Genomic DNA, 17,572 nt, shown 5'->3' with positions numbered 1-17,572 from the left:
GGCGGGTGCGGAGCTGGGCGGCGTGTGCGGGGTCGGTGTGGAGGGTGAGGGTGAGGCCGGTGCGGGCGGCGACGGCGAGGATGTCGAGGAGGGTGGCGTACTGCTCGGGGGGTTCGGCGGTGAGGAGGTCTTCGGCGTGGTGGATGAGCAGGGTGGTGGTGCCGGCGCGGACGGCGTCGCCGAGGGAGTCGGCGAAGGCGTCCCAGTTGTGGCCGAAGTAGTCGGGGAAGCGCAGGACCCGCGCCGTTTCGTCGAAGAGGGCGGCGCGGGTGCGGCAGGCGCGTCCGTCGATGACCGCCGGGGCCGGGCCGGTGGAGAGGGTGAGCCAGGTCGGCAGGGGGCGGGCGGCGGTCATGGCGGTTTCCTTTAGAGGCGGTAGAAGTTGGCGTAGTGGTCGGGGGTGTACCAGGTGGCGCCGGTGTTGCGGTTGACGACGATGCGGTGGGCGTCGCGGGCGGCGCCGCGGGTGCGGGGGTAGACGTCGTATTCGTAGTAGGTGGCGTTGGTGGGGAGTTGGCCTTCGCGGTTGTAGTGGCGGCCGCCGGTGTAGTTGTGGAGGGTGCTGGTCCAGGCGTACCAGCCGGCGGTGGTCGGGTAGTTCTTGGATTTCCAGGTGGTGTTGGCGGTGCGGGCGTCGGCGCAGCGGGTCTGGGTGCAGCTGCTGTAGACGGCGGCGTGGGCGGGGGCGGGTGCGGTGGTGGCGAGGAGGGAGATGAGGGTGGCCAGGATGAGGGTGAGCCGGGCCGGCCAGGTGAGGTGGGGGCGCTGCGGGGTGGGCACGGTGCCTCCTGGGGGTGCGGGTTCGGTCATCCGGAATGATCACTTTGGGGTGTTGTCAAGTGCAATGTAAGGCGATCAACGGGAGGGTGAACAGTTAGGGGCGGTTTCGGCGTGGCCGTGTCCTGGTGGTTCTGGTGGGGCTTGACGGGTTCGTGCCTGGTTTGTCAGGTGGCGAAAAGGCGTTGCGGTTTTGTCGGTGGGCGGGGCTAGGGTCGGGTGTCGTGGCTGAGGAACCGTTGGTTGTCGCGCGTGGGCTGGTGAAGCGTTTCGGGGGGTTCACGGCGGTCGACGGGATCGACGTGTCGGTGGAGCGCGGGGAGGCGTTCGGTTTTCTGGGGCCGAATGGGGCCGGGAAGTCCTCGACGATGCGGATGATCAGTTGTGTGTCGCCGCCGACGGCGGGTGAGTTGCGGATTCTGGGGATGGATCCGGTGCGTGACGGGGTGGCGATCCGGGGGCGGCTGGGGGTGTGTCCGCAGCTGGGCAATCTCGATGCCGATTTGTCAGTGTTCGAGAATCTGACGACGTATGCGCGTTATTTCGGGTTGTCGCGGGCCGAGGCGCGGCGGCGGGCGGGTGAGCTGCTGGAGTTCGTGCAGCTGGCCGATCGGGCCGGGGGGAAGGTCGAGCCGCTGTCGGGGGGCATGAAGCAGCGGCTGCTGATCGCGCGGGCGCTGGTGAACGATCCGGAGATCGTGTTGCTCGACGAGCCGACGACGGGGCTTGATCCGCAGGCGCGGCATCTGCTGTGGGAGCGGCTTTATCAGCTGAAGCGGCAGGGGGTGACGCTGGTGCTGACGACCCATTACATGGATGAGGCCGAGCAGTTGTGCGATCGGCTGGTGGTGATGGACGGCGGGCGGATCGTGGCCGAGGGGTCGCCGCGGGAGCTGATCGGCCGTTATTCGACGCCCGAGGTGGTGGAGTTGCGGTTCGCGGGCGGTGGCGATGTGGCGGGCAAGCTCGACGGGGTGGGTGAGCGGGTCGACGCGCTGCCCGACCGGGTGCTGGTGTATGCGCGTGACGGTGACGCGGCGGTGGCGGAGGTGCACCGGCGGGGGCTTTCGCCGTTGAGCGTGCTGGTGCGGCGCTCGACGCTGGAGGATGTGTTCCTGCATCTCACGGGCCGGACGCTGGTGGACTAGTGGCGCATTCGACGGTGGCGGTGCTGGAGCGGCATCTGACGCTCTACCGGCGGTTGTTCTGGGCGTCGGCGATGTCGTCGTTCGTGTTGCCGGTGTTGTTCCTGGTGTCGATCGGGCTGGGGGTCGGCGGGTATGTGGGCGATCTGGGCGGGGTGAGTTATCTGCAGTGGATCGTGCCGGGGGTGATGGCGTCCACGGCGTTCCAGATGGCGATCGGTGAGACGACCTATCCGGTGCTGGGTGATTTCAAGTGGTCGCGGGGTTATCACGCGATGCGGGCCACGCCGGTGCGGGTCGGTGACATGGTGGCCGGTCAGGTGCTGTTCATGGTCGTGCGGGTGTTGCCGCAGACGGTGGTGTTCCTGCTGGTGGTGGTGGTGTTCGGCGGGTTGCGGTCGTGGTGGTCGGTGGTGACGCCGCTGGTGTGCGCGGCGGTGGTGGTGGCGTCGGCGCTGCCGGTGATGGGGTTTTCGGCGCGGATCGACAATGACGGCTATTTCGCGTTGTTGTTCCGGTTCGTGATGATTCCGATGACGTTGTTCTCGGGGGTGTTCTTCCCGGTGGCGCAGCTGCCGGTGGTGGCGCAGTGGCTGGCGTGGGCCTCGCCGTTGTGGCACGGGGTGGAGGTGTGCCGGGCGGCGACGCTGGGGGTGGCGCCGCCGTGGCCGGTGTGGGCTCATGTGCTGTGCCTGGTGGCGTGGGCGGTGGCGGGCGGCTGGTTCGCGATGCGCGGGTTCGCCCGCCGGTTGGCGGTGTGACGGCGATGATGACGGCGTGGGTGGTGACCCGACGGAACCTATCGGCGCGGCGGGTGGGGGCGGTGCTGAACCGCAACGTGGGGGCGCTGCGGTCGGGCCCGGCCTACTGGCTGGTGTTGTTGTCGGGGTTCTTCGAGCCGCTGCTCTATCTGCTGTCGATCGGGGTCGGGGTGGGGGCGCTGGTCGGGACGGTCCCGGTCGGGGGGCGCCCGGTCGACTACGCGGTGTTCGTGGCGCCGGCGATGCTGGCGGTGTCGGCGATGTCGGGGGCGCTGGCCGAGACGACGTTCAACGTGTTCTTCAAGTTCAAGTACGCCAAGACGTATGACGCGGTGCTGGCGACGCCGGTGCGGCCGGTGGAGATCGCGCTGGGCGAGCTGACGTGGGCGCTGGTGCGCTGCCTGTTCTACACGGTGTTGTTCCTGGTCGTGATGGTGGTGCTGGGGTTGACGTCGGCGGGCGGGGCGCTGGCGGCGTTCCCGGCGACGGCGCTGGTGGGGCTGGCGTTCGGGGCGGCGGGCATGGCGATCTCGACGTTCCTGCGCGGCTGGCAGGATTTCGACCTTTTGACGACGGGTCAGTTCACGCTGTTCCTGTTCTCGGGCACCTTCTCCCCCGTGCAGGACTATCCGGTGGCGTTCGAGGTGATCGTGACGCTGACGCCGCTCTATCACGCGGTGGAGCTGGTGCGGGGGCTGGCGGTCGGGCCGCTGGGGTGGACGCTGCTGGTGCACGCCGGCTATCTGGTGGTGATGGCGGTGGCGGGGTTGTGGCTGGCGTCGCGGCGGATCGGGAAGCTGCTGCTGGTCTAGCCGCTACCAGGGCCGCTACTGTGGTCGGCCGTATGTCTTCTTCTGATTTCGGCCCGGCTGGGCGGTTGGCGGCGTTCGGGACTCAGCTCGTCGAGGTGCACCTGTGGTTGCGCGAGGAGCTCGACCGGCTGGTGGGCGGTGAGGTGGCGGGCCGTGACCTGCGCGCCCACTGCCTGGCGTTCTGCACGGCGCTGGAGCGCCATCACGTCGGGGAGGACACCGGGGGTTTCCCGGCGTTGGAGGCCGATTTCCCCGAGCTCGGCCCGACGCTGGAGTTGCTGCGGCGCGACCATGACCTGATCTCGGGGATCCTGGCCCGGCTGACGGAGCTGGCGGACTCGCCGGATGAGGAGCGGATCGCCGGGGAGGTGGCGGGGCTGGCGGCTATCGTGACCTCGCACTTCGCCTATGAGGAGCGCACGATCGTGGCGGCGCTGAACCGGCTCGACCTGCCGGAGTGGCGGGCCGCTCCCCCGGACTTCCTGCGCGTCTACGACTGACTGAGTTCGCGGGGCCGCTCGTCGCTGCCGTGGGCGGCGGGGCGGCGGCGGCGCAGGACGTACCGGACGATCTCCACGACCGCCGTCACGGTGAGCGCGATGCCCAGGCCGAGCAGCAGGCCCTTGAAGGGGTTGTCCTCGAAGGCGGCGCCGCCGATGTAGCCGATCATGGCCGAGTAGACCGCCCAGGACAGGACGGCCAGGCCGTCGAAGAAGGCGAAGCGGTGCAGCGGGTAGCGCACGACGCCGGTGGTGAGGGTGACGGCGGTGCGGCCGCCGGGGATGTACCGGGCCACGACGAGCAGCAGGCCGCCGCGTTCCTCGAAGGCGGCGTGCGCCCAGCGGATGGCGGCGCGCTTCTGGAAGCGGGCGCCTCCGGCGCGGCCGATCTGGTAGGAGATGTTGTCCCCGATGAACGCCCCGGTCGCGGCGGCGGCGATCACCAGGCCGAGGCTGGGCGCCTCGGCGGAGGCGGCGAAGACCCCGGCGGTGATCACGGCGGTCTCGCTGGGCACCAGCGGGAAGAAGGCGTCGATCACCGAGATGGCCAGGATGGCGGCGTAGATCCACGGTGATGTCATCACGTCGTGCAGGAAGGTCATGATGGCATCGGTCATGACAGCCGACCCTAGGGCCGGGGCCGGGCGGGGCGGACCCGGCGATGGTCGCCCGGCGGGGCTGACTTTCGGCAGGGGTGGGGTGCGACCTGGGGATGAGGGCGGGCGGTGGCGGCGCGGGGTAGCGTGCTGGGGTGCCGCGCCTGAGAGACCTGCCGTTGTGGCTGGTGTTGTGTGTCCCGGTGGTGTTCGCGCCGGTCAACCCGTATGACTGGCGGCCGCTGTCGGGGAACGTGCTGGTGGTGTCGGTGGCGGCCGGGTGCCTGGCGGTCGCGGTCGCGGTGGCGTTGTCGCGGGCGCGGCCGGTGGCGGCGCTGGTGGTGGTGTTGCTGATGGGGCCGTGGGCCTCCAGTGAGGCGCTGGCGACGGTGCAGTTGTGGCCGATGAACCATTCGGCGAAGATCGGGCCGCTCAACGGGTTCACCCCGGCGGTGGTGACCTTGAGTTTCCTGGCCGGGATGCGGATGGAGCGGGCCCGGCCGGCGGTGTGGCTGTACGGGGTGATCGTCGTGGTGGGCGGGGTGTGCGCGGCGGCCTCGACGCTGGGGCCGGCGCCGTCGCTGGAGCCGAACGTGTGGGTGTCGGGGTTGTCGGGGGTGCTGATCTGCAGCCTGCTGCCGTGGACGGCCGGGCGCAGCGTGCGGCTGCGCCGTCAGGGGCGGCTGCGGGAGCGGGCGATGGTCGAGGAGCAGGCGCGGTTGCGGGAGCGGGCGCGCATCGCCCAGGACGTGCACGACTCCCTCGGGCACGAGCTGGCGTTGATCGCGTTGCGGGCGGGCGCGATGGAGATGGCCGCCGACCTGCCGGCCCGGCACCGGGAGGCGGCCGCCGGGTTGCGGGAGGCGGCGGGGGACGCGACCGAGCGGCTGCGGCGGGTGATCGGGATGCTGCGCGTCCAGGACGAACCGGCCACGCTGCTCCCCCACGCGCGGGCCGGCGGCATCGCCGACCTGGTGGCGCGGGCGCGGGCGTCGGGGATGACGGTGACGCTGGACGGCGACCCGGCGGGCGCCGACCCGCTCGGGGCGACTTACCGGGTCGTCCAGGAGGGGCTGACGAACGCGGCCAAGCACGCGCCGGGCGCGCCGGTCGTGGTGCGGCTGACCCGGCGGGAGGGGCGGGTGACGGTGACGGTGCGCAACGACGTCGATTCGGGCGCCGAGGTGGTGCGGCCGGGCACCGGCCTGGTCGGGCTGTCGGAACGGGTGCGGCTGGCCGGCGGCACGTTCGCGGCGCGGGTGGAGGACGGCATGTTCGAGATCTCTGCCGGGATCCCCGAAGAGGCCCCGGCATGATCAAGGTGCTGCTGGCCGACGACGAGATGCTGATCCGGGCCGGGGTGCGGGCGATCCTGGACGCCGACCCGGGCATCGACGTGGTCGCCGAGGCCGGTGACGGCCGCGAGGCGGTGGAGCGCACGCTGGCGCACCGGCCCGACGTGGTCGTGATGGACATCCGCATGCCGGTCCTCGATGGCCTGGCCGCCGCCGCCGAGATCCGCCGCGCCTGCCCGGCGACGGGGGTGGTGATGCTGACGACGTTCGGTGAGGACGAGTACATCGCGCGGGCGCTGAAGGTCGGCGCGGGCGGGTTCCTGCTGAAGTCGGGCGATCCGCGGGAGCTGCTGGCCGGCATCCACGCCGTGGCGGGCGGGGCGGCGTATCTGTCGCCGAAGGTGGCCGCCCGGGTGATCGCCGAGCTGAACAACCGCGACTCGGGTCGGGCGGCGGCGGCGCGGGGCCGGGTGGCGGCGCTGACGCCGCGGGAACGCGAGGTGCTGGAGCTGGTGGGGGCCGGATTGTCGAACCAGGCCATCGCCCGGTCGCTGCGGCTGACCGAGGGGACCGTGAAGACGTACGTGAGCGCGATCTTGACCCGGCTGGGGGTGGCCAACCGGGTCCAGGCGGCGATCGTCGCCTACGAGGCGGGGGCGGTCACGCTGGGAGACTGAAGGGGGTCACCGCGGCGACCGCGGCGACCGGGAGCGGCCCGTAGATGTGCGGGAACTGCTCGGCCGTGCCTTCGGGGGCCTCCAGCACGACCGGGACCTCCAGCTGGGCGTCGTCGATGTGCAGCAGGAGCAGCGGCTCGGTGACGTCGGCGTAGAAGCGGCTGGCGACGGCGCGGGCCTGCGGCAGGTCGCGGGAGGCGTGGATGAAGCCCTCCTGCTCCAGGGTGCGGCCCAGGGTGGAGATCCGGTATTCGCCGTCCTTCTGGGCGCGGGCCCAGTCGGAGGCCAGCGCGAGATGAAAGATCACTCTTCGACCTTATGTCAGTGTGATCCGGACAGGTTCAGCAGGACCACGCCGCCGATGATGAGCGCGATGCCGCCCGCCTTGATGAGGGTCATCGTCTCCCCCAGGAACAGTGCGCCGATGGCGGCGATCACGGCCGTGCCGACGCCGGCCCATACGGCGTAGGCGACCCCGACGGGCATCTGCAGCTTCAGCGCCCGTGACAGCAGCGCGAAGGAGGCGACGTAGCCGACCACCACGACGACCGACCACAGCCGGTGGGAGAAGCCGTTGCTCAGTTTCAGCGCGGTGGTGGCGAGCACCTCGGACACGATGGCTCCCGCCAGGAAAATCCACGCCACAGCTGTTCCTTTCGAGTTATTTGCACCTTTTGTGACACGCTATCGGTGCGCGCGTTCGACTGGCGAGAAGGGTCGAATGCGTGTTCTACTGGTCGTCATGCGTTGGGACGCACCCACCCTGCACGAGCCGGGGCCCGCGCGCCCCCGGGTCGAGCGGCAGGCGATCACCCGCGAGTTCGGCGACCTCACCTGCTACGAGGTGAGCGCCCGCACCGCGATCGAGCCCGTCCCGGCCGCGGCCGGACTCCCCTACGCCCACGCCGTCAGCCCCTACCGCGGCTGCCGCACCGGCTGCCGCTACTGCTTCGCCCGCAAGGGCCACCGCTACCTGGGCCTGGACACCGGCGACGACTTCGACACCAAGATCGTGGTGAAGACCGACCTGGCCGACCGGCTGCGCCGCGAACTGGCCGCCCCCAAATGGCGGGGCGAGACGGTGGCGCTGGGCCTCAACGGCGACTGCTACCAGGGCGCCGAAGAGGTCTACCGGCTCATGCCGAAGATCATCAAGGCGCTGGCCGACGCCGGCAACCCGTTCACCGTCCTGACCAAGAGCCCGCTCATCCTGCGCGACCTGCCCCTGTTACGCGAGGCGGCCAAGGTCACCCGCGTGTCGGTCGCGGTGTCGGTCGGCTTCGTCGACGACCGCCTGCGGCGCGGCCTGGAACCCGGCGCCGTCTCCCCGCAGCGCCGCCTGGAGGTCTGCGCGGCCCTCAACGAGGCCGGCGTCCCGTGCGGGGTGCTGATGGCCCCCATCCTGCCGCTGCTCACCGACTCGCCCGACGCGCTGCAGGCGACGGTCCGCCGCGCCGCCGAGGCGGGCGCGGTCTCGCTCGTGCCCGGGGTGCTGCGGCTGCCCACCGGCGCCCGCGACCCGTTCCTGGCCTGGCTGGCCCGCGACCACCCGGGCCTGGTGCCGCGCTATGACGACCTCTACGGCGGCGGGCCGCTGACCCCGCCCGGCTACCGCTCCCGCATCGCCGCCCAGGTCGAGTCGCTGGCCGCCGCCTACGGCATCGGCAAGACCTCCAAGCAGTGGAAACGCCGCCGCTCCCCCGACCGCCAGCTCACCCTGGTCTAGATCGACTGGTCTAAATCGAGTGGTCGGCGGCCCGGGGCCGCCGCTAGCGTCGCCCCCATGTCCGCGCCCTTCTCCGCCGCCGATCTGGCCGCCTTCGCCCGCGACGGCTTCCTGCACCTGCCCGCGATCGTCCCCCGCGAGGTCGCCGACGCCGCCCGGGCGATCCTGTGGCGGCAGATCGGCCTGTCCCCCGACGACCCGGCCGGCTGGACCCGCAGCGTCGTGTGGACCGCCGACGGGGCCGGGTTCGGCCCGTTCGGCCAGATGATCGGCTCGCCCCGGCTGGCCGCCGCCCTCGACCAGATCGCCGGTCCGGGCCGCTGGGGCGGCCGCACCACGCTCGGCAACATCCCGGTCCGGTTCCCGAACCTGCCCGACGCGGGCGACACCGGCTGGCACATCGACCTCAACGCCGCCCCCGACTGGTCGAAGATCGCCGTGCGCTCCCGCAGCCTGCTGCTGCTCACGCTGTTCTCCGAGGTCGGCCCCGACGACGCGCCCACCCGCATCCGGGCCGGGTCCCAGCGCGACACCGCCGCCCTGCTCGGCGACGACGAGGTCGACCTGATGGCCTACGGGCCCCGCCTGGAGGAGGCCAGCCGCCACCGCCCCCTCGCTTATGCGACCGGGCAGCCGGGCGACGTCTACATCTGCCACCCGCTCCTGGTGCACGCCGCCCAGACCCACCGGGGCGCCCGCCCGCGCTTCATGTCCCAGCTCCCGATCATGCTCGACCCCCGCCTCGACCCCGCCGAGGACAGCCCGCTCGGCGCCGCCCTGCGCTAGAACCCTTTTCCGTTACGGCTCCGCCCACCCCGGCGCCGCCCGCCGACGCCGGCCCGCGCCGCATCCGGCGCCACCCGGCCGCGCGCCACCCCGCCGGAACGCGGCCCGCTCAGCTCGGCGAGGGCCGCTCCCGCCCTTCCACCGCCGCCCGCAGCACGGCCGCCACCCGGTCCCTGCCGCCGTGCTCGGCCCAGCCGAGCGGGGTGGCGTGGAACCGGGTGTCGGTGATTGCCGGATCGGCCCCCAGGTCGAGCAGCGCCCGCACGGTCGCGACGTCGTCGTTCCACGCCGCCTCGTGCAGCGGGGTCGACCGCTCCCGGTGGTCGACGTCGAAGCCCAGCCCGGCCAGCAGAGCCACCGCCTCGGTCTTGCCCAGCCCGGCGGCCCGGATGACCAGCCCCGGCAACCCCGCCCGCGCCCGCGCGGCGACCTCGGGCCCCAAATCGGCCACCGCGGCAGCGTCGGCGCGCAGGCAGGCGGCGACGAACGCGTCCATCTCGTTCAGGTCGGCCGAGGCGCCGGCGGCGGCGAGCAGGCGCGCGACCTCGGTGTGCCCGTTGAGCAGGGCCAGCTCGTAGGGGGTGCGCCCGCCGAAGGCGGGATGCCGTCCGCGCCCGCCGACCTCCGCGCCGTGCGCGAGCAGCAGCCGCGCCCGGCGCGGCCCGCCCCGCAACGCGGCGGTGGCCAGCTCCTCACGCAGCAGCTGCCGGGGCGCAGACAGGGTCGGGCCGAGCCGCCGATGCCACACCCCGCCCGGCCCGGCGCCCAGGCCGAACTCCAGCAGCAGCTCCAGATGGGCGACGTCGTCGGAGAACGAGCCGCCCAGTCCCCGGTTGTAGAGGGTCTGGCTGTCGTTGGGGTCGGCCCCGGCCGACAGCAGCAGCCGCGCCAGCGCCGCCCCGTGCGGATGCGCGGGCTGGTCGCCCTCCCCGCCGCCGAACGCCCCGGTCAGCGCCGTGAACGGGGACGTCAGCCCGTCCCACAGGAAGCCGGCGTCCGGGTCGGCGCCGTGCGCGAGCAGCACCCGCGCCGCCGCGACCGCCTCACCGGGGGCGGCGAGCCGGGCGTAGGCCAGATACAGCAGCGGCTCCCACCCGAACGGGCCGCCCTGCGCCCGCGCGAGCGCGGGACGGGTGGCCAGCAGGCCGGCCAGGGCGTCGGCCGAGCCGGTCGCCGCCATCGTGAAGACGTTCGCGGCGGCGAGCCCGGGATGGCCGCCCAGCAGCAGGTCGGCCTCGCGGGTGCGGCCGGGACGGTCGGCGCCGTAGGTGAGGCAGGCCAGCCGCAGGAACTCCTCGGCCAGGTCGCCGCCGGCTTCGACCAGGTGCGGCGAGCGGGAGTAGCGGGCGACGGTGGCCAGGTGCTGCCGCAGCCGGGGCCAGCTGGCGAAACCGTGCATGCGGGCGACGACCAGCTGCGCGTCCGCCAGCCTGAGGGTGGCCGGCGGGCGGGGATGGAACTCGGCGATCAGGTCGGCGGAGGGCCGGCGGAGCAGGGTCTTGGCCTGCTTGCGCAGCCACTCGATGCTCGGGTTGTCCGGCAGCGGGCGGACGGGCATCACAACCTCGTTTCCGTCTGGCCTGGCATCCGCATGGTCAGGCCGGGAAAGAGGTCGGGCCGTGGCAGGGGTGGAACGTCAGGTGGGCTCGGCCCTTCCCGCGGATCGGTCGCGCCCTGAGCGCCTGCCCAGCTTACGCCGTCGGGAGCGCGACGGCGGCGCCGAACGCGGCCAGCCGGTCGTTGAGCCAGAGCGTTCCGGGCAGGTCGTCCAGGTCGTAGCCGGCGGCGTCCACCGGCTTGAGCGGCGCCTTGCACCGGTCGCCGAACAGCACCAGCGCCTTCTCCCCCAGGTTGCGCCGCGACGACCAGACCAGGCCCTGCGCCCACGGGTTGCCGCCATGGAGCCAGTGCGCCCAGCGGCGGGTCACGTCGTAGTCGGCCGGATCGCAGTGCACCAGCCATTCGTCCTGGCACACCCCCGCCAGATCCGGTGAGCTGACCAGGCGCAGCAGCGTCAGCGGCTGGGTGATCTCCAGGGCCGACAGGCGGCGCTCCTTGACGGCGGCCCGCGGGACCACCCGTTTGCGGGAGTTCTCGAACGGCAGGGAGCGCAACAACGATTCGGCCATCGCGGTCTCCTCGGAGAAGGCCATGTACAGGACGGGGTAGCGGTAGTCGGGGGTGCCGCTGAAGCGGCCTCCGCTCAGCGGCGACTCGGCGACGGTGTCGTTGAAGGCGGCCGGGTCGCGGTGCCGGCGGTGCAGCCGCCAGACGATCGTCCCGGCGGGGACGATCTCCCGGCGGGGCACCCCGCCGCACTCCCCGGGCAGCGCCTTGGGCATGGCCGCTCAGTCCTCCATGACGTTTCTGGCCACGCGCAGCAGCGCCTCGTCGTCCATGCGGCCGAGCGCCTGCGCGGGGGAGGCGCCGATCCAGGTGTTGTGGCTGAGCCACCAGTCGGCCACCCCCCAGGGGTCGTGTTCGGCGTCCAGCAGCTCGTTGATCTCCATGACGACCGGGACCGGGCCGCCGTCGGCGTCGAACTGGAAGGCCGGCAGGCGGATCGCGCCGTCGGGGCCGGCCAGCCGGATCAGCAGCGCGTCGTGGGGGTCGAACCCGGCCCGGCGCACCTGGAGGGGGCTGTAGGAGGGCGCGCCCAGGAGGGCGGCCTCGGCCTCCGGCTGCACCGCTCGCGCGCCCTGGCGGGCCGGGGGCGGGCCCGTGCCGCCGGCCAGGCGCGTGGACGTCGTCAGGAGCGTGCGCCGGACGGGATGGTTGTCGGGCAGGGACAGCAGGATCCGGGCGAGCTCCAGGGCGGCCGGGCCGCCGAGCGGCCGGCCGGCCTCGATGTCCTGCCTCAGCGCGGTGAGCCGGCGGGCCGCGTCCGCCTCGAGCGAGGCCAGCACCTGCGGCCACTGGCGGCGCAGCGCGTCGACGGCCTCGGGCAAACCCACCCCGCGCTCCTTTCCGGTCAGCGTCCGATGATCTGGAATCCGGCCCAGTAGTAGGGCGCAGCGTACGGCCGCGCGCCCGGCCCGTCGAGGGCGTCGAGGGTGTCGCCGACGCGGTGGGCCGGCGCGGCGCCGAGCGCCCGGCTGCGTCCGCGCAGCGCCGCCAGGCCGCCCGCGCCGGGCACGCTGGGCACGCCGGCGGCGCTGTGCCTCAGCCAGGCGCCGATCTGGTCGTGGGTCGCCTCGCGCACCCATCGCTGGGCCCGGCTGAAGGCCGCGGCCGGGGCTTCGGTGTCGAGGCGGTCGAACCATTCGGCGGCGAACCGGGTCATCAGCAGGAAGGTGGCCCGGTCGTCCACCGGCCACAACGAGGCGACCACGGCGCGGGCGCCCGCCTGGACCATCGCCGCCGCCATCGTCCGCATCTCCTCGGGCGCCCGGTCGGGATCCAGGACGGCGGTCTGGCAGGCCGACAGGATGAGCAGGCGCAGGCCGCGCAGGTCGGCGACCCGGCCCAGGACGTCCCCGATCGTCACCAGCTCCCCGCCGGCCAGGCACAACGCCGACCGCAGGCCGTCGAACCGGTCGAAGACGCCGTGGCAGGAGGTGCTGACGATCAGCCCCGACGACAACGCCGACACCAGGCGCTCCCGGGTCACCCCCTGGCCCACGGAGGTGTCGACCGCCAGCCCCGCCTTCGCGGCGGCCCGCGCCACCATCGACGTCTCGGCCGCGCTCCACGGCAGGTCGTCGGTCGGGTCGCCCAGCACCACCACCCCCTCCCGCCGCGCGGCCGGCGCGGGACGCGCGAGGACCTTGGCGCCGGGCACGATCGTGATCAGGACGTGCTCGGCCGCCGTCGCGGCACCGGTGACCCGGACCGACGCCAGCGGCAGCATGCCCAGCCGGCCCGACGGCACCACGGCGGCCTCGGCGGCCCCCAGGGACCGCAACCAGGACACCAGCGGCGCCATCACCGCCGACCCGAGCGCGGGCTCGACCCTGCGGAGTTCGGCCTGCACGAGCGCCTCGCCGATGGTCTCCTCGGCGATCCCCTGCTCGGTCTCGTCCATGTCCCCCAGCGGGCGGTCGGCCAGCGCGCCGAACAGCGGCCGCGACAGCGCCGCCCGCACCGCCTGGGTCAGCGGCGAGGACGGCAGGGCGGCGGCGCTGTCCCGCAGCGTGCGGCCCAGCCGGGTCAGCCGCTGAAGGCACTCCCCCGAATGCACGACCAGCAGCCCGGAGGTGAGGTCGGCGAGCAGGTCGTCGGTCAGCGCGGGCAGGTCGAGCAGGGCGAAAGCCGGGCCGGGAGCCCGGGCCGCGATGGCGCAGCCGCCCCACGGCGTCGCCAGCAGATACACCAGCACGGCGGCGGGCCCCAGCGCCGCCGTCGCGCCCGCGATCGTCTCGGACTCCGCGCCGGCGGCGAAGAAGTCGGGCAGATCGGTGCGTTCCCGCACGGCCGCCACCGCCTGGTCGAACGCCGCCTTGGCCGACCGGTAACCGAGCATGCGCGCGATCTCCGCCGCGCTGCCGGCGACGGGGACGGTCATCTCGCGCTGGGCGTCGATGAGGCGGTCCCGGGCCGCCGCATAGCCGGCGCGGAGAGTCGCGTCCGGGATCCGCGACGGGTCGGCCTGGTCCAACCGCAGAGCCTCGGCCAGGATGCGCGCGCGGCCGCCCTCCACCATGTCGGCGGCGGCGCCGAGGTCGCCGGTCCGGGTCAGCGCGTAGGCGGCCCGGACGTGGGCGTCGCCGCCGGCGGCGAACACCGTCTCCTGGCCGGGCACCCCGGTGCCCAGCGCGACCAGGAGCCTTTCGGTCTCGATCGCCTCCGCGTAGGCCTGGTGGGCGTCAGGCCAGTCGCCGAGGTCGGCGAGGAGTTTGGCCAGTTTCAGCAGGTTCTCGCGATGGTCGTGCGGGGAGGCCTCCCGCGTCCAGACGCGCAGGGCCTCCCGGTAGCAGGCGATCGCGCGCCGGGTGTTGTCCCGGGGGTCGGCGCCGGCGCGCCGTTGGTGGGTGTCGGCGAGCGCGGCCTGGGTCACCGCGTACTCGCTGGGGAAGTCCTCCAGCGTGCGCACGCTCAGCGCGCGGGTGAGGGCGGACAGGGCGTGCTCCACGTTCTCGCCGCGGTCGCCTTCGTGTCTCTCGTTGTACATCGCGGCCAGGTTGAGCAGCCCCTGGCCGTGCTGGACGGGGAAGTCCTCCCGGGTGAACTCGTTCAGCGCCTGCTGCGCGTGGCCGAGCGCCCGCTCGATGTTCTCGCTTCGGCCGCCCGCTTCCCGCTCCAGGTGCATCAGGGCGAGGTTGTGCTGGACGCGGGCGTTCTGGACCGGGTAGAGGTCGCCGGGCCAGATGCGGGCGGCCTGGTGCAGGCAGCGGATGGCGTGCTCCATGTTGTGCGCCCGCCGGCCCATGACCCGCTGCCAGTAGGCCGACGACAACAGGGTCAGCGTGCGCGCCCGGGCGTGCGGGAAGCCGGTTTCGGTGAAGACCCGGAGCGCGTCCTGGTACCACGCGATGGCCTGCTCCTGGTTGGCGCGGCGTTCGCCCACCCGCTGGTACTGGTGGATGAGGGCCAGTCCCACCTGGGTCTCCGCGTGCTCGACCGGGTGCAGTTCCGGGGTCAGCACCCGCTGGGCCGCCTCGACCAGGCCGGCGGCGATGCGGTGGTTGTCGGGCAGCAGCCCGGTGATCCGGTCGAGGTAGAGGCCGCCGAGGATGGTGCGGGTGATCGCGAGCTGCCGCCTCAGCCCGCGCCGCTCGAAGATCGTCGCGGCCTGGCCGGCCAGCTCGATGGCCCGCTCGAAGGCGTCCAGGCGGCGGATACGGGTGTTCTCGGCGACCGCGACGGCCAGCTCCCGCAGCAGCGCGGCTTCGACGGCGGGGTCGTCGGCCGGCCCCAGCCGGGCGAGCCCGGCCTGCAGGACCTCCACCCGTCGCGGCGAGCGGTTGAGCCGGTGCCGGGCGTCCAGCAGGCCGGCGAGGGTGTTCTCCAGATCGGTGAGCCAGGGGGCGGTGGTGGTGGCCAGGCCGCCGTAGACGTCGGCGTAGGCGTGGTCGATCGCGGCCGCGCTCCCGCCCAGCGCCCGCACGGTCCGCAGGAGCGCCGCGTCACGGTGGTCGCCTCCGGTGGGCTCGGCGGCGTCGGCGATCCGGGGGTGCTCGTGCAGGTAGGCCCGCTGGAGCCGGACGTCGGCGATGGCGGCCCAGACCCGGAGGCGGTCGCTGCCGGCCGGCTCGGCCGGTGTCCGGCGGAGGGGGAATTCGTCGTGGTAGTCGTACTGCACGCTAGGCGGTCGCCACGTCGAGCTCGTGCGGGTCGTGGGCGCTGAACACCCGTACCTCGGCGGGCAGCTCGCGCAGCCGGGCCAGGTTCTCCAGCCGCTCCCGGTGGTCGGTCGCGATCAGCCGTTGCGTCAGCGACAACGCCCGGGGGCAGTGCGGCGGCGAGGCCACCTCCCCGTGGAACCAGTAGGCGTCCCCGGCGTGCAGCAGCCACCCCGACCCGGTGTCGACCGCCACCCCCGAATGCCCGCGCGAATGCCCCGCCAGCGGCACCAGCGCCAGGTCGGGCAGGTCGCACAGCGGCCGGATCGCCGACAGGCCGAACAGGCTCTCGCCGCCCCGGTCGTCGTAGGTCATCCAGTCGACGCCGTGCGCCCACTGCCTGGCCCGGTAGCGTCCCTTGTCGGCCGAGGTCGACGGCCGGGTCGCGGCGGCGTGCTCACGGGCGTGCAGGTGGACGCGGGCCCAGGGGAAGTCGCGCAGGCCGCCCGCGTGGTCGACGTCCAGGTGGGTCACCACGACGTCGCGCACGTCACGCGGGTCGTAGCCCAGCGCGATCACCTGGTTGTACGCCGCCTCCGAATCGAGCAGGACGGGGCGGACCAGGGGGCGGTAGAAGCCGGGCAGCGCGCCGAAGGACGCCTCTCCGATGCCGAACCCCGTGTCCACCAGGCACAGGCCGCGCGGGGTTTCCAGGAGCAGGCAGTGGCAGACGATGGCGAAACCGCCCGCAGGGCGCATCGTGCCGCAGTTGAGGTGATGGACCTTCACCGCCCCATAGTGGCGGCCAACGGTAACGTTGGGGTCATGTTTGCGCGTAAGCCCCTCGAGGAGCGGATCGCCGACCGCGTCGCCAAACGGCCCCCATTGAAAGAGGGCCGGCACTTCGAGCACCGGCCCGCCTTCATCGTCTTCTGCATCGTGCTGGGAGTCGTCGTCGTCAAGTTCGCGGGGGCGCTGCTGCTGATGCAGCTCGGGGTGCGCTAGGCCGCCCGGTCACGCCTCCAGGGCGCTGCCCTGCTTCCACTTGGCGAACGACATCTGCCAGAAGCCCCAGCCGTTGTTCCACTCCAGCTCGCGGTCGGTGCCGACGATGTCGACCACGTCGCCGCGCTGGAAGTTGTCGTAGTACCACTTGGCCTGCGCCGGGCCGGCGTTGAGGCAGCCGTGGCTGACGTTGGCGCGGCCCTGCGAGCCGACCGACCACGGGGCCGAGTGCACGTACTCGCCCGAGTTGGAGATCCGCACCGCGTGGTTGACGATCTCCTTGTAGTAGCCGGGGTCGCCCTCCTTCTTGCCGGGCGAGATCATGATCTCCGGGTTGTGCCGCGACATCGTCAGGTGCACGCCGCTGGTGGTGGTGTACTCGCGGGTGTCGCCCTTGCCGGCGCTGATCGGCATGCGCTGCTTCACCTTGCCGTCGACGCGCACGACCATCTGGTGGGTGCGGGTGTCGACCTTGCTGATCTGCGCGGCGCCGATCTTGATGGTCTGGGTGAAGGACTTGGTGCCCCACATGTCGCCCGCGCCGCGCACACCCGCGAGGTCGGCGGTGAAGACGACCTTCTGGTGGGCCTGCCAGTACTTGGCGGTGCGGTAGATGACCAGGCGGTCGGAGATCCACCGCCAGGCGCCGGTCGCCTTCTTCTCCGCCTCCACCGTCAGGGCGGCCTCGACGGCGGCCTTGTTGGTGACGTCGTTGTTGAACGTCACCATGATCGGCATGCCGACGCCGACGGTCTCGCCCTTGATGCCGGGGGTGATGTCGATGACGGCCAGTTCCCGCTTGGGCTTGAGCGTGGTGAACTCGCTGGTCAGCGCGGCGGGGCCGCCCGCGCCGGTCGCCTTGGCCGACACCGTGTAGGTGGTGGAGGGCTTCAGCGGCCTGCTGGAGGTCCACTTGGTGCGGGTGGCGTCGAACTCGCCCTCGACCGGCTGGCCCTGGGACTGCACGGTGACCTCGTCGAGTTCACCGCCGGCGGCGGTCACCACGACGTTCTTGTCGGGGCGGACCTTCTGCGCCCCTTCGGCGGGAGACACCTTGATCGCGGGCGCGGCCACGGCCGGCTTGTCGCCGCCTGTCACGTTCCCGCCGCCGCCGGGCGCCGGCGTCGTCCCCCCCGAGCATGCCGTCAGCACCGCCGTCATCACGACGGCGGCCGTGACGAAAGGCAGTTTCCGGCGACCTGTCTTGCTGTTCACAACTACTCCCCCACAGTGGCAAAGCGCATCTAAAACCCTATTAGGGCTTACCTGGC

General features: G+C 72.9%; 20 protein-coding genes. 9 read left to right on the top strand and 11 right to left on the bottom strand.

Going from position 1 to position 17,572, the window contains the following annotated elements; all coding sequences use genetic code 11:
* Both AW271_RS37075 and AW271_RS37070 read right to left on the bottom strand, forming a co-directional pair.
* A partial coding sequence (locus AW271_RS37075; RefSeq protein ID WP_062342859.1) for a barstar family protein occupies window positions 1-355 on the bottom strand: 355 nt, incomplete at its 3' end.
* An 11-nt stretch (window positions 356-366) separates the two neighbouring features.
* Window positions 367-780, bottom strand: a complete 414-nt coding sequence (locus tag AW271_RS37070; protein ID WP_062342858.1) for a ribonuclease domain-containing protein — start codon at window positions 778-780, stop codon at window positions 367-369.
* Window positions 781-1,001: 221 nt separating this feature from the next.
* Between AW271_RS37070 and AW271_RS37065 the strand changes: the two genes are divergently transcribed.
* Genes AW271_RS37065 through AW271_RS37050 form a run of 4 tightly spaced genes read left to right on the top strand, consistent with a single transcriptional unit; the run spans window position 1,002 to window position 3,995 of the window.
* Window positions 1,002-1,925: an ABC transporter ATP-binding protein gene (locus AW271_RS37065; RefSeq protein WP_062342856.1), complete on the top strand. Its 924-nt coding sequence runs from the start codon at window positions 1,002-1,004 to the stop codon at window positions 1,923-1,925.
* On the top strand, window positions 1,925-2,683 hold the full coding sequence (locus tag AW271_RS37060) for an ABC transporter permease (protein ID WP_062342854.1): 759 nt from the start codon (window positions 1,925-1,927) through the stop codon (window positions 2,681-2,683). The genes AW271_RS37065 and AW271_RS37060 overlap by 1 nt, the downstream gene beginning before the upstream one ends.
* Window positions 2,684-2,706: 23 nt before the next feature.
* Window positions 2,707-3,495: an ABC transporter permease gene (locus AW271_RS37055; RefSeq protein ID WP_245653387.1), complete on the top strand. Its 789-nt coding sequence runs from the start codon at window positions 2,707-2,709 to the stop codon at window positions 3,493-3,495.
* A 32-nt stretch (window positions 3,496-3,527) separates the two neighbouring features.
* A complete protein-coding gene (locus tag AW271_RS37050) occupies window positions 3,528-3,995 on the top strand; it encodes a hemerythrin domain-containing protein (RefSeq protein ID WP_062342852.1) in 468 nt (155 codons plus the stop codon).
* On the opposite strand, the gene AW271_RS37045 is transcribed toward AW271_RS37050, so the two are convergent.
* Window positions 3,986-4,612: a DedA family protein gene (locus AW271_RS37045; RefSeq protein WP_062342850.1), complete on the bottom strand. Its 627-nt coding sequence runs from the start codon at window positions 4,610-4,612 to the stop codon at window positions 3,986-3,988. The genes AW271_RS37050 and AW271_RS37045 overlap by 10 nt on opposite strands.
* 134 nt (window positions 4,613-4,746) lie before the next feature.
* Here AW271_RS37045 and AW271_RS37040 point away from each other — a divergent pair, with 134 nt between their 5' ends.
* Both AW271_RS37040 and AW271_RS37035 read left to right on the top strand, forming a co-directional pair.
* On the top strand, window positions 4,747-5,907 hold the full coding sequence (locus tag AW271_RS37040) for a sensor histidine kinase (RefSeq protein WP_062342848.1): 1,161 nt from the start codon (window positions 4,747-4,749) through the stop codon (window positions 5,905-5,907).
* Window positions 5,904-6,563, top strand: a complete 660-nt coding sequence (locus tag AW271_RS37035; protein ID WP_062342846.1) for a response regulator — start codon at window positions 5,904-5,906, stop codon at window positions 6,561-6,563. Before AW271_RS37040 ends, AW271_RS37035 begins: the two co-directional genes overlap by 4 nt.
* Here AW271_RS37035 and AW271_RS37030 read toward each other — a convergent pair.
* Both AW271_RS37030 and AW271_RS37025 read right to left on the bottom strand, forming a co-directional pair.
* The gene (locus AW271_RS37030) at window positions 6,547-6,870 is read right to left on the bottom strand and encodes a DUF952 domain-containing protein (protein WP_062342844.1); all 324 of its coding nucleotides are present in this window, start codon (window positions 6,868-6,870) and stop codon (window positions 6,547-6,549) included. The two genes, AW271_RS37035 and AW271_RS37030, sit on opposite strands and share 17 nt — an antisense overlap.
* Before the next feature lie 14 nt (window positions 6,871-6,884).
* A complete protein-coding gene (locus AW271_RS37025; protein ID WP_062342842.1) occupies window positions 6,885-7,208 on the bottom strand; it encodes a DMT family transporter in 324 nt (107 codons plus the stop codon).
* Window positions 7,209-7,305: 97 nt separating this feature from the next.
* Between AW271_RS37025 and AW271_RS37020 the strand changes: the two genes are divergently transcribed.
* Both AW271_RS37020 and AW271_RS37015 read left to right on the top strand, forming a co-directional pair.
* Window positions 7,306-8,289: a radical SAM protein gene (locus AW271_RS37020; protein WP_062342840.1), complete on the top strand. Its 984-nt coding sequence runs from the start codon at window positions 7,306-7,308 to the stop codon at window positions 8,287-8,289.
* Between the two features lie 57 nt (window positions 8,290-8,346).
* Complete coding sequence (locus AW271_RS37015; RefSeq protein WP_062342838.1) at window positions 8,347-9,075, top strand: phytanoyl-CoA dioxygenase family protein; 729 nt, start codon at window positions 8,347-8,349, stop codon at window positions 9,073-9,075.
* 109 nt (window positions 9,076-9,184) lie between these two features.
* Here the strand turns inward: AW271_RS37015 and AW271_RS37010 are convergent, their stop codons facing one another.
* The 5 genes from AW271_RS37010 to AW271_RS36990 form a co-directional block, all read right to left on the bottom strand.
* The gene (locus AW271_RS37010; RefSeq protein ID WP_062342836.1) at window positions 9,185-10,633 is read right to left on the bottom strand and encodes an ankyrin repeat domain-containing protein; all 1,449 of its coding nucleotides are present in this window, start codon (window positions 10,631-10,633) and stop codon (window positions 9,185-9,187) included.
* A gap of 133 nt (window positions 10,634-10,766) precedes the next feature.
* The gene (locus AW271_RS37005; RefSeq protein WP_062342834.1) at window positions 10,767-11,417 is read right to left on the bottom strand and encodes an RES family NAD+ phosphorylase; all 651 of its coding nucleotides are present in this window, start codon (window positions 11,415-11,417) and stop codon (window positions 10,767-10,769) included.
* A gap of 6 nt (window positions 11,418-11,423) precedes the next feature.
* Window positions 11,424-12,029 carry a hypothetical protein gene (locus AW271_RS37000; protein WP_062342832.1) on the bottom strand — a complete coding sequence of 202 codons (606 nt, stop codon included), beginning with the start codon at window positions 12,027-12,029 and terminating at the stop codon, window positions 11,424-11,426.
* Between the two features lie 17 nt (window positions 12,030-12,046).
* Entirely contained in the window at window positions 12,047-15,316 is a 3,270-nt protein-coding gene (locus AW271_RS36995) for a CHAT domain-containing protein (RefSeq protein WP_062342830.1), read from the bottom strand.
* 1 nt (window position 15,317) lies between these two features.
* Window positions 15,318-16,085, bottom strand: a complete 768-nt coding sequence (locus AW271_RS36990) for an MBL fold metallo-hydrolase (protein WP_062342828.1) — start codon at window positions 16,083-16,085, stop codon at window positions 15,318-15,320.
* 36 nt (window positions 16,086-16,121) lie between these two features.
* On the opposite strand from AW271_RS36990, the gene AW271_RS39260 reads away from it, so the two are divergent.
* Entirely contained in the window at window positions 16,122-16,301 is a 180-nt protein-coding gene (locus AW271_RS39260) for a hypothetical protein (protein ID WP_062436544.1), read from the top strand.
* A 9-nt stretch (window positions 16,302-16,310) separates the two neighbouring features.
* On the opposite strand, the gene AW271_RS36985 is transcribed toward AW271_RS39260, so the two are convergent.
* Window positions 16,311-17,516: a L,D-transpeptidase gene (locus AW271_RS36985; RefSeq protein WP_062342826.1), complete on the bottom strand. Its 1,206-nt coding sequence runs from the start codon at window positions 17,514-17,516 to the stop codon at window positions 16,311-16,313.
* Window positions 17,517-17,572 lie beyond the last annotated feature (56 nt).

The sequence above is a fragment of the Herbidospora sakaeratensis genome (genome assembly GCF_001570525.1).
Lineage (GTDB): Bacteria > Actinomycetota > Actinomycetes > Streptosporangiales > Streptosporangiaceae > Herbidospora > Herbidospora sakaeratensis.
Note: the sequence above shows the minus strand (reverse complement) of the source record. Positions and strands in the feature narration are given on the sequence as shown.

What these genes read in the sequence shown, in the direction of transcription:
- AW271_RS37050 (WP_062342852.1), top strand. Translation starts at nt 3,528, where the DNA reads ATGTCTTCTTCTGATTTCGGCCCGGCTGGGCGGTTGGCGGCGTTCGGG.
- AW271_RS37020 (WP_062342840.1), top strand. Translation starts at nt 7,306, where the DNA reads ATGCGTTGGGACGCACCCACCCTGCACGAGCCGGGGCCCGCGCGCCCC.
- AW271_RS37045 (WP_062342850.1), bottom strand. Translation starts at nt 4,612, where the DNA reads ATGACCGATGCCATCATGACCTTCCTGCACGACGTGATGACATCACCG.
- AW271_RS37035 (WP_062342846.1), top strand. Translation starts at nt 5,904, where the DNA reads ATGATCAAGGTGCTGCTGGCCGACGACGAGATGCTGATCCGGGCCGGG.
- AW271_RS39260 (WP_062436544.1), top strand. Translation starts at nt 16,122, where the DNA reads ATGTTTGCGCGTAAGCCCCTCGAGGAGCGGATCGCCGACCGCGTCGCC.
- AW271_RS37010 (WP_062342836.1), bottom strand. Translation starts at nt 10,633, where the DNA reads ATGCCCGTCCGCCCGCTGCCGGACAACCCGAGCATCGAGTGGCTGCGC.
- AW271_RS37015 (WP_062342838.1), top strand. Translation starts at nt 8,347, where the DNA reads ATGTCCGCGCCCTTCTCCGCCGCCGATCTGGCCGCCTTCGCCCGCGAC.
- AW271_RS37005 (WP_062342834.1), bottom strand. Translation starts at nt 11,417, where the DNA reads ATGCCCAAGGCGCTGCCCGGGGAGTGCGGCGGGGTGCCCCGCCGGGAG.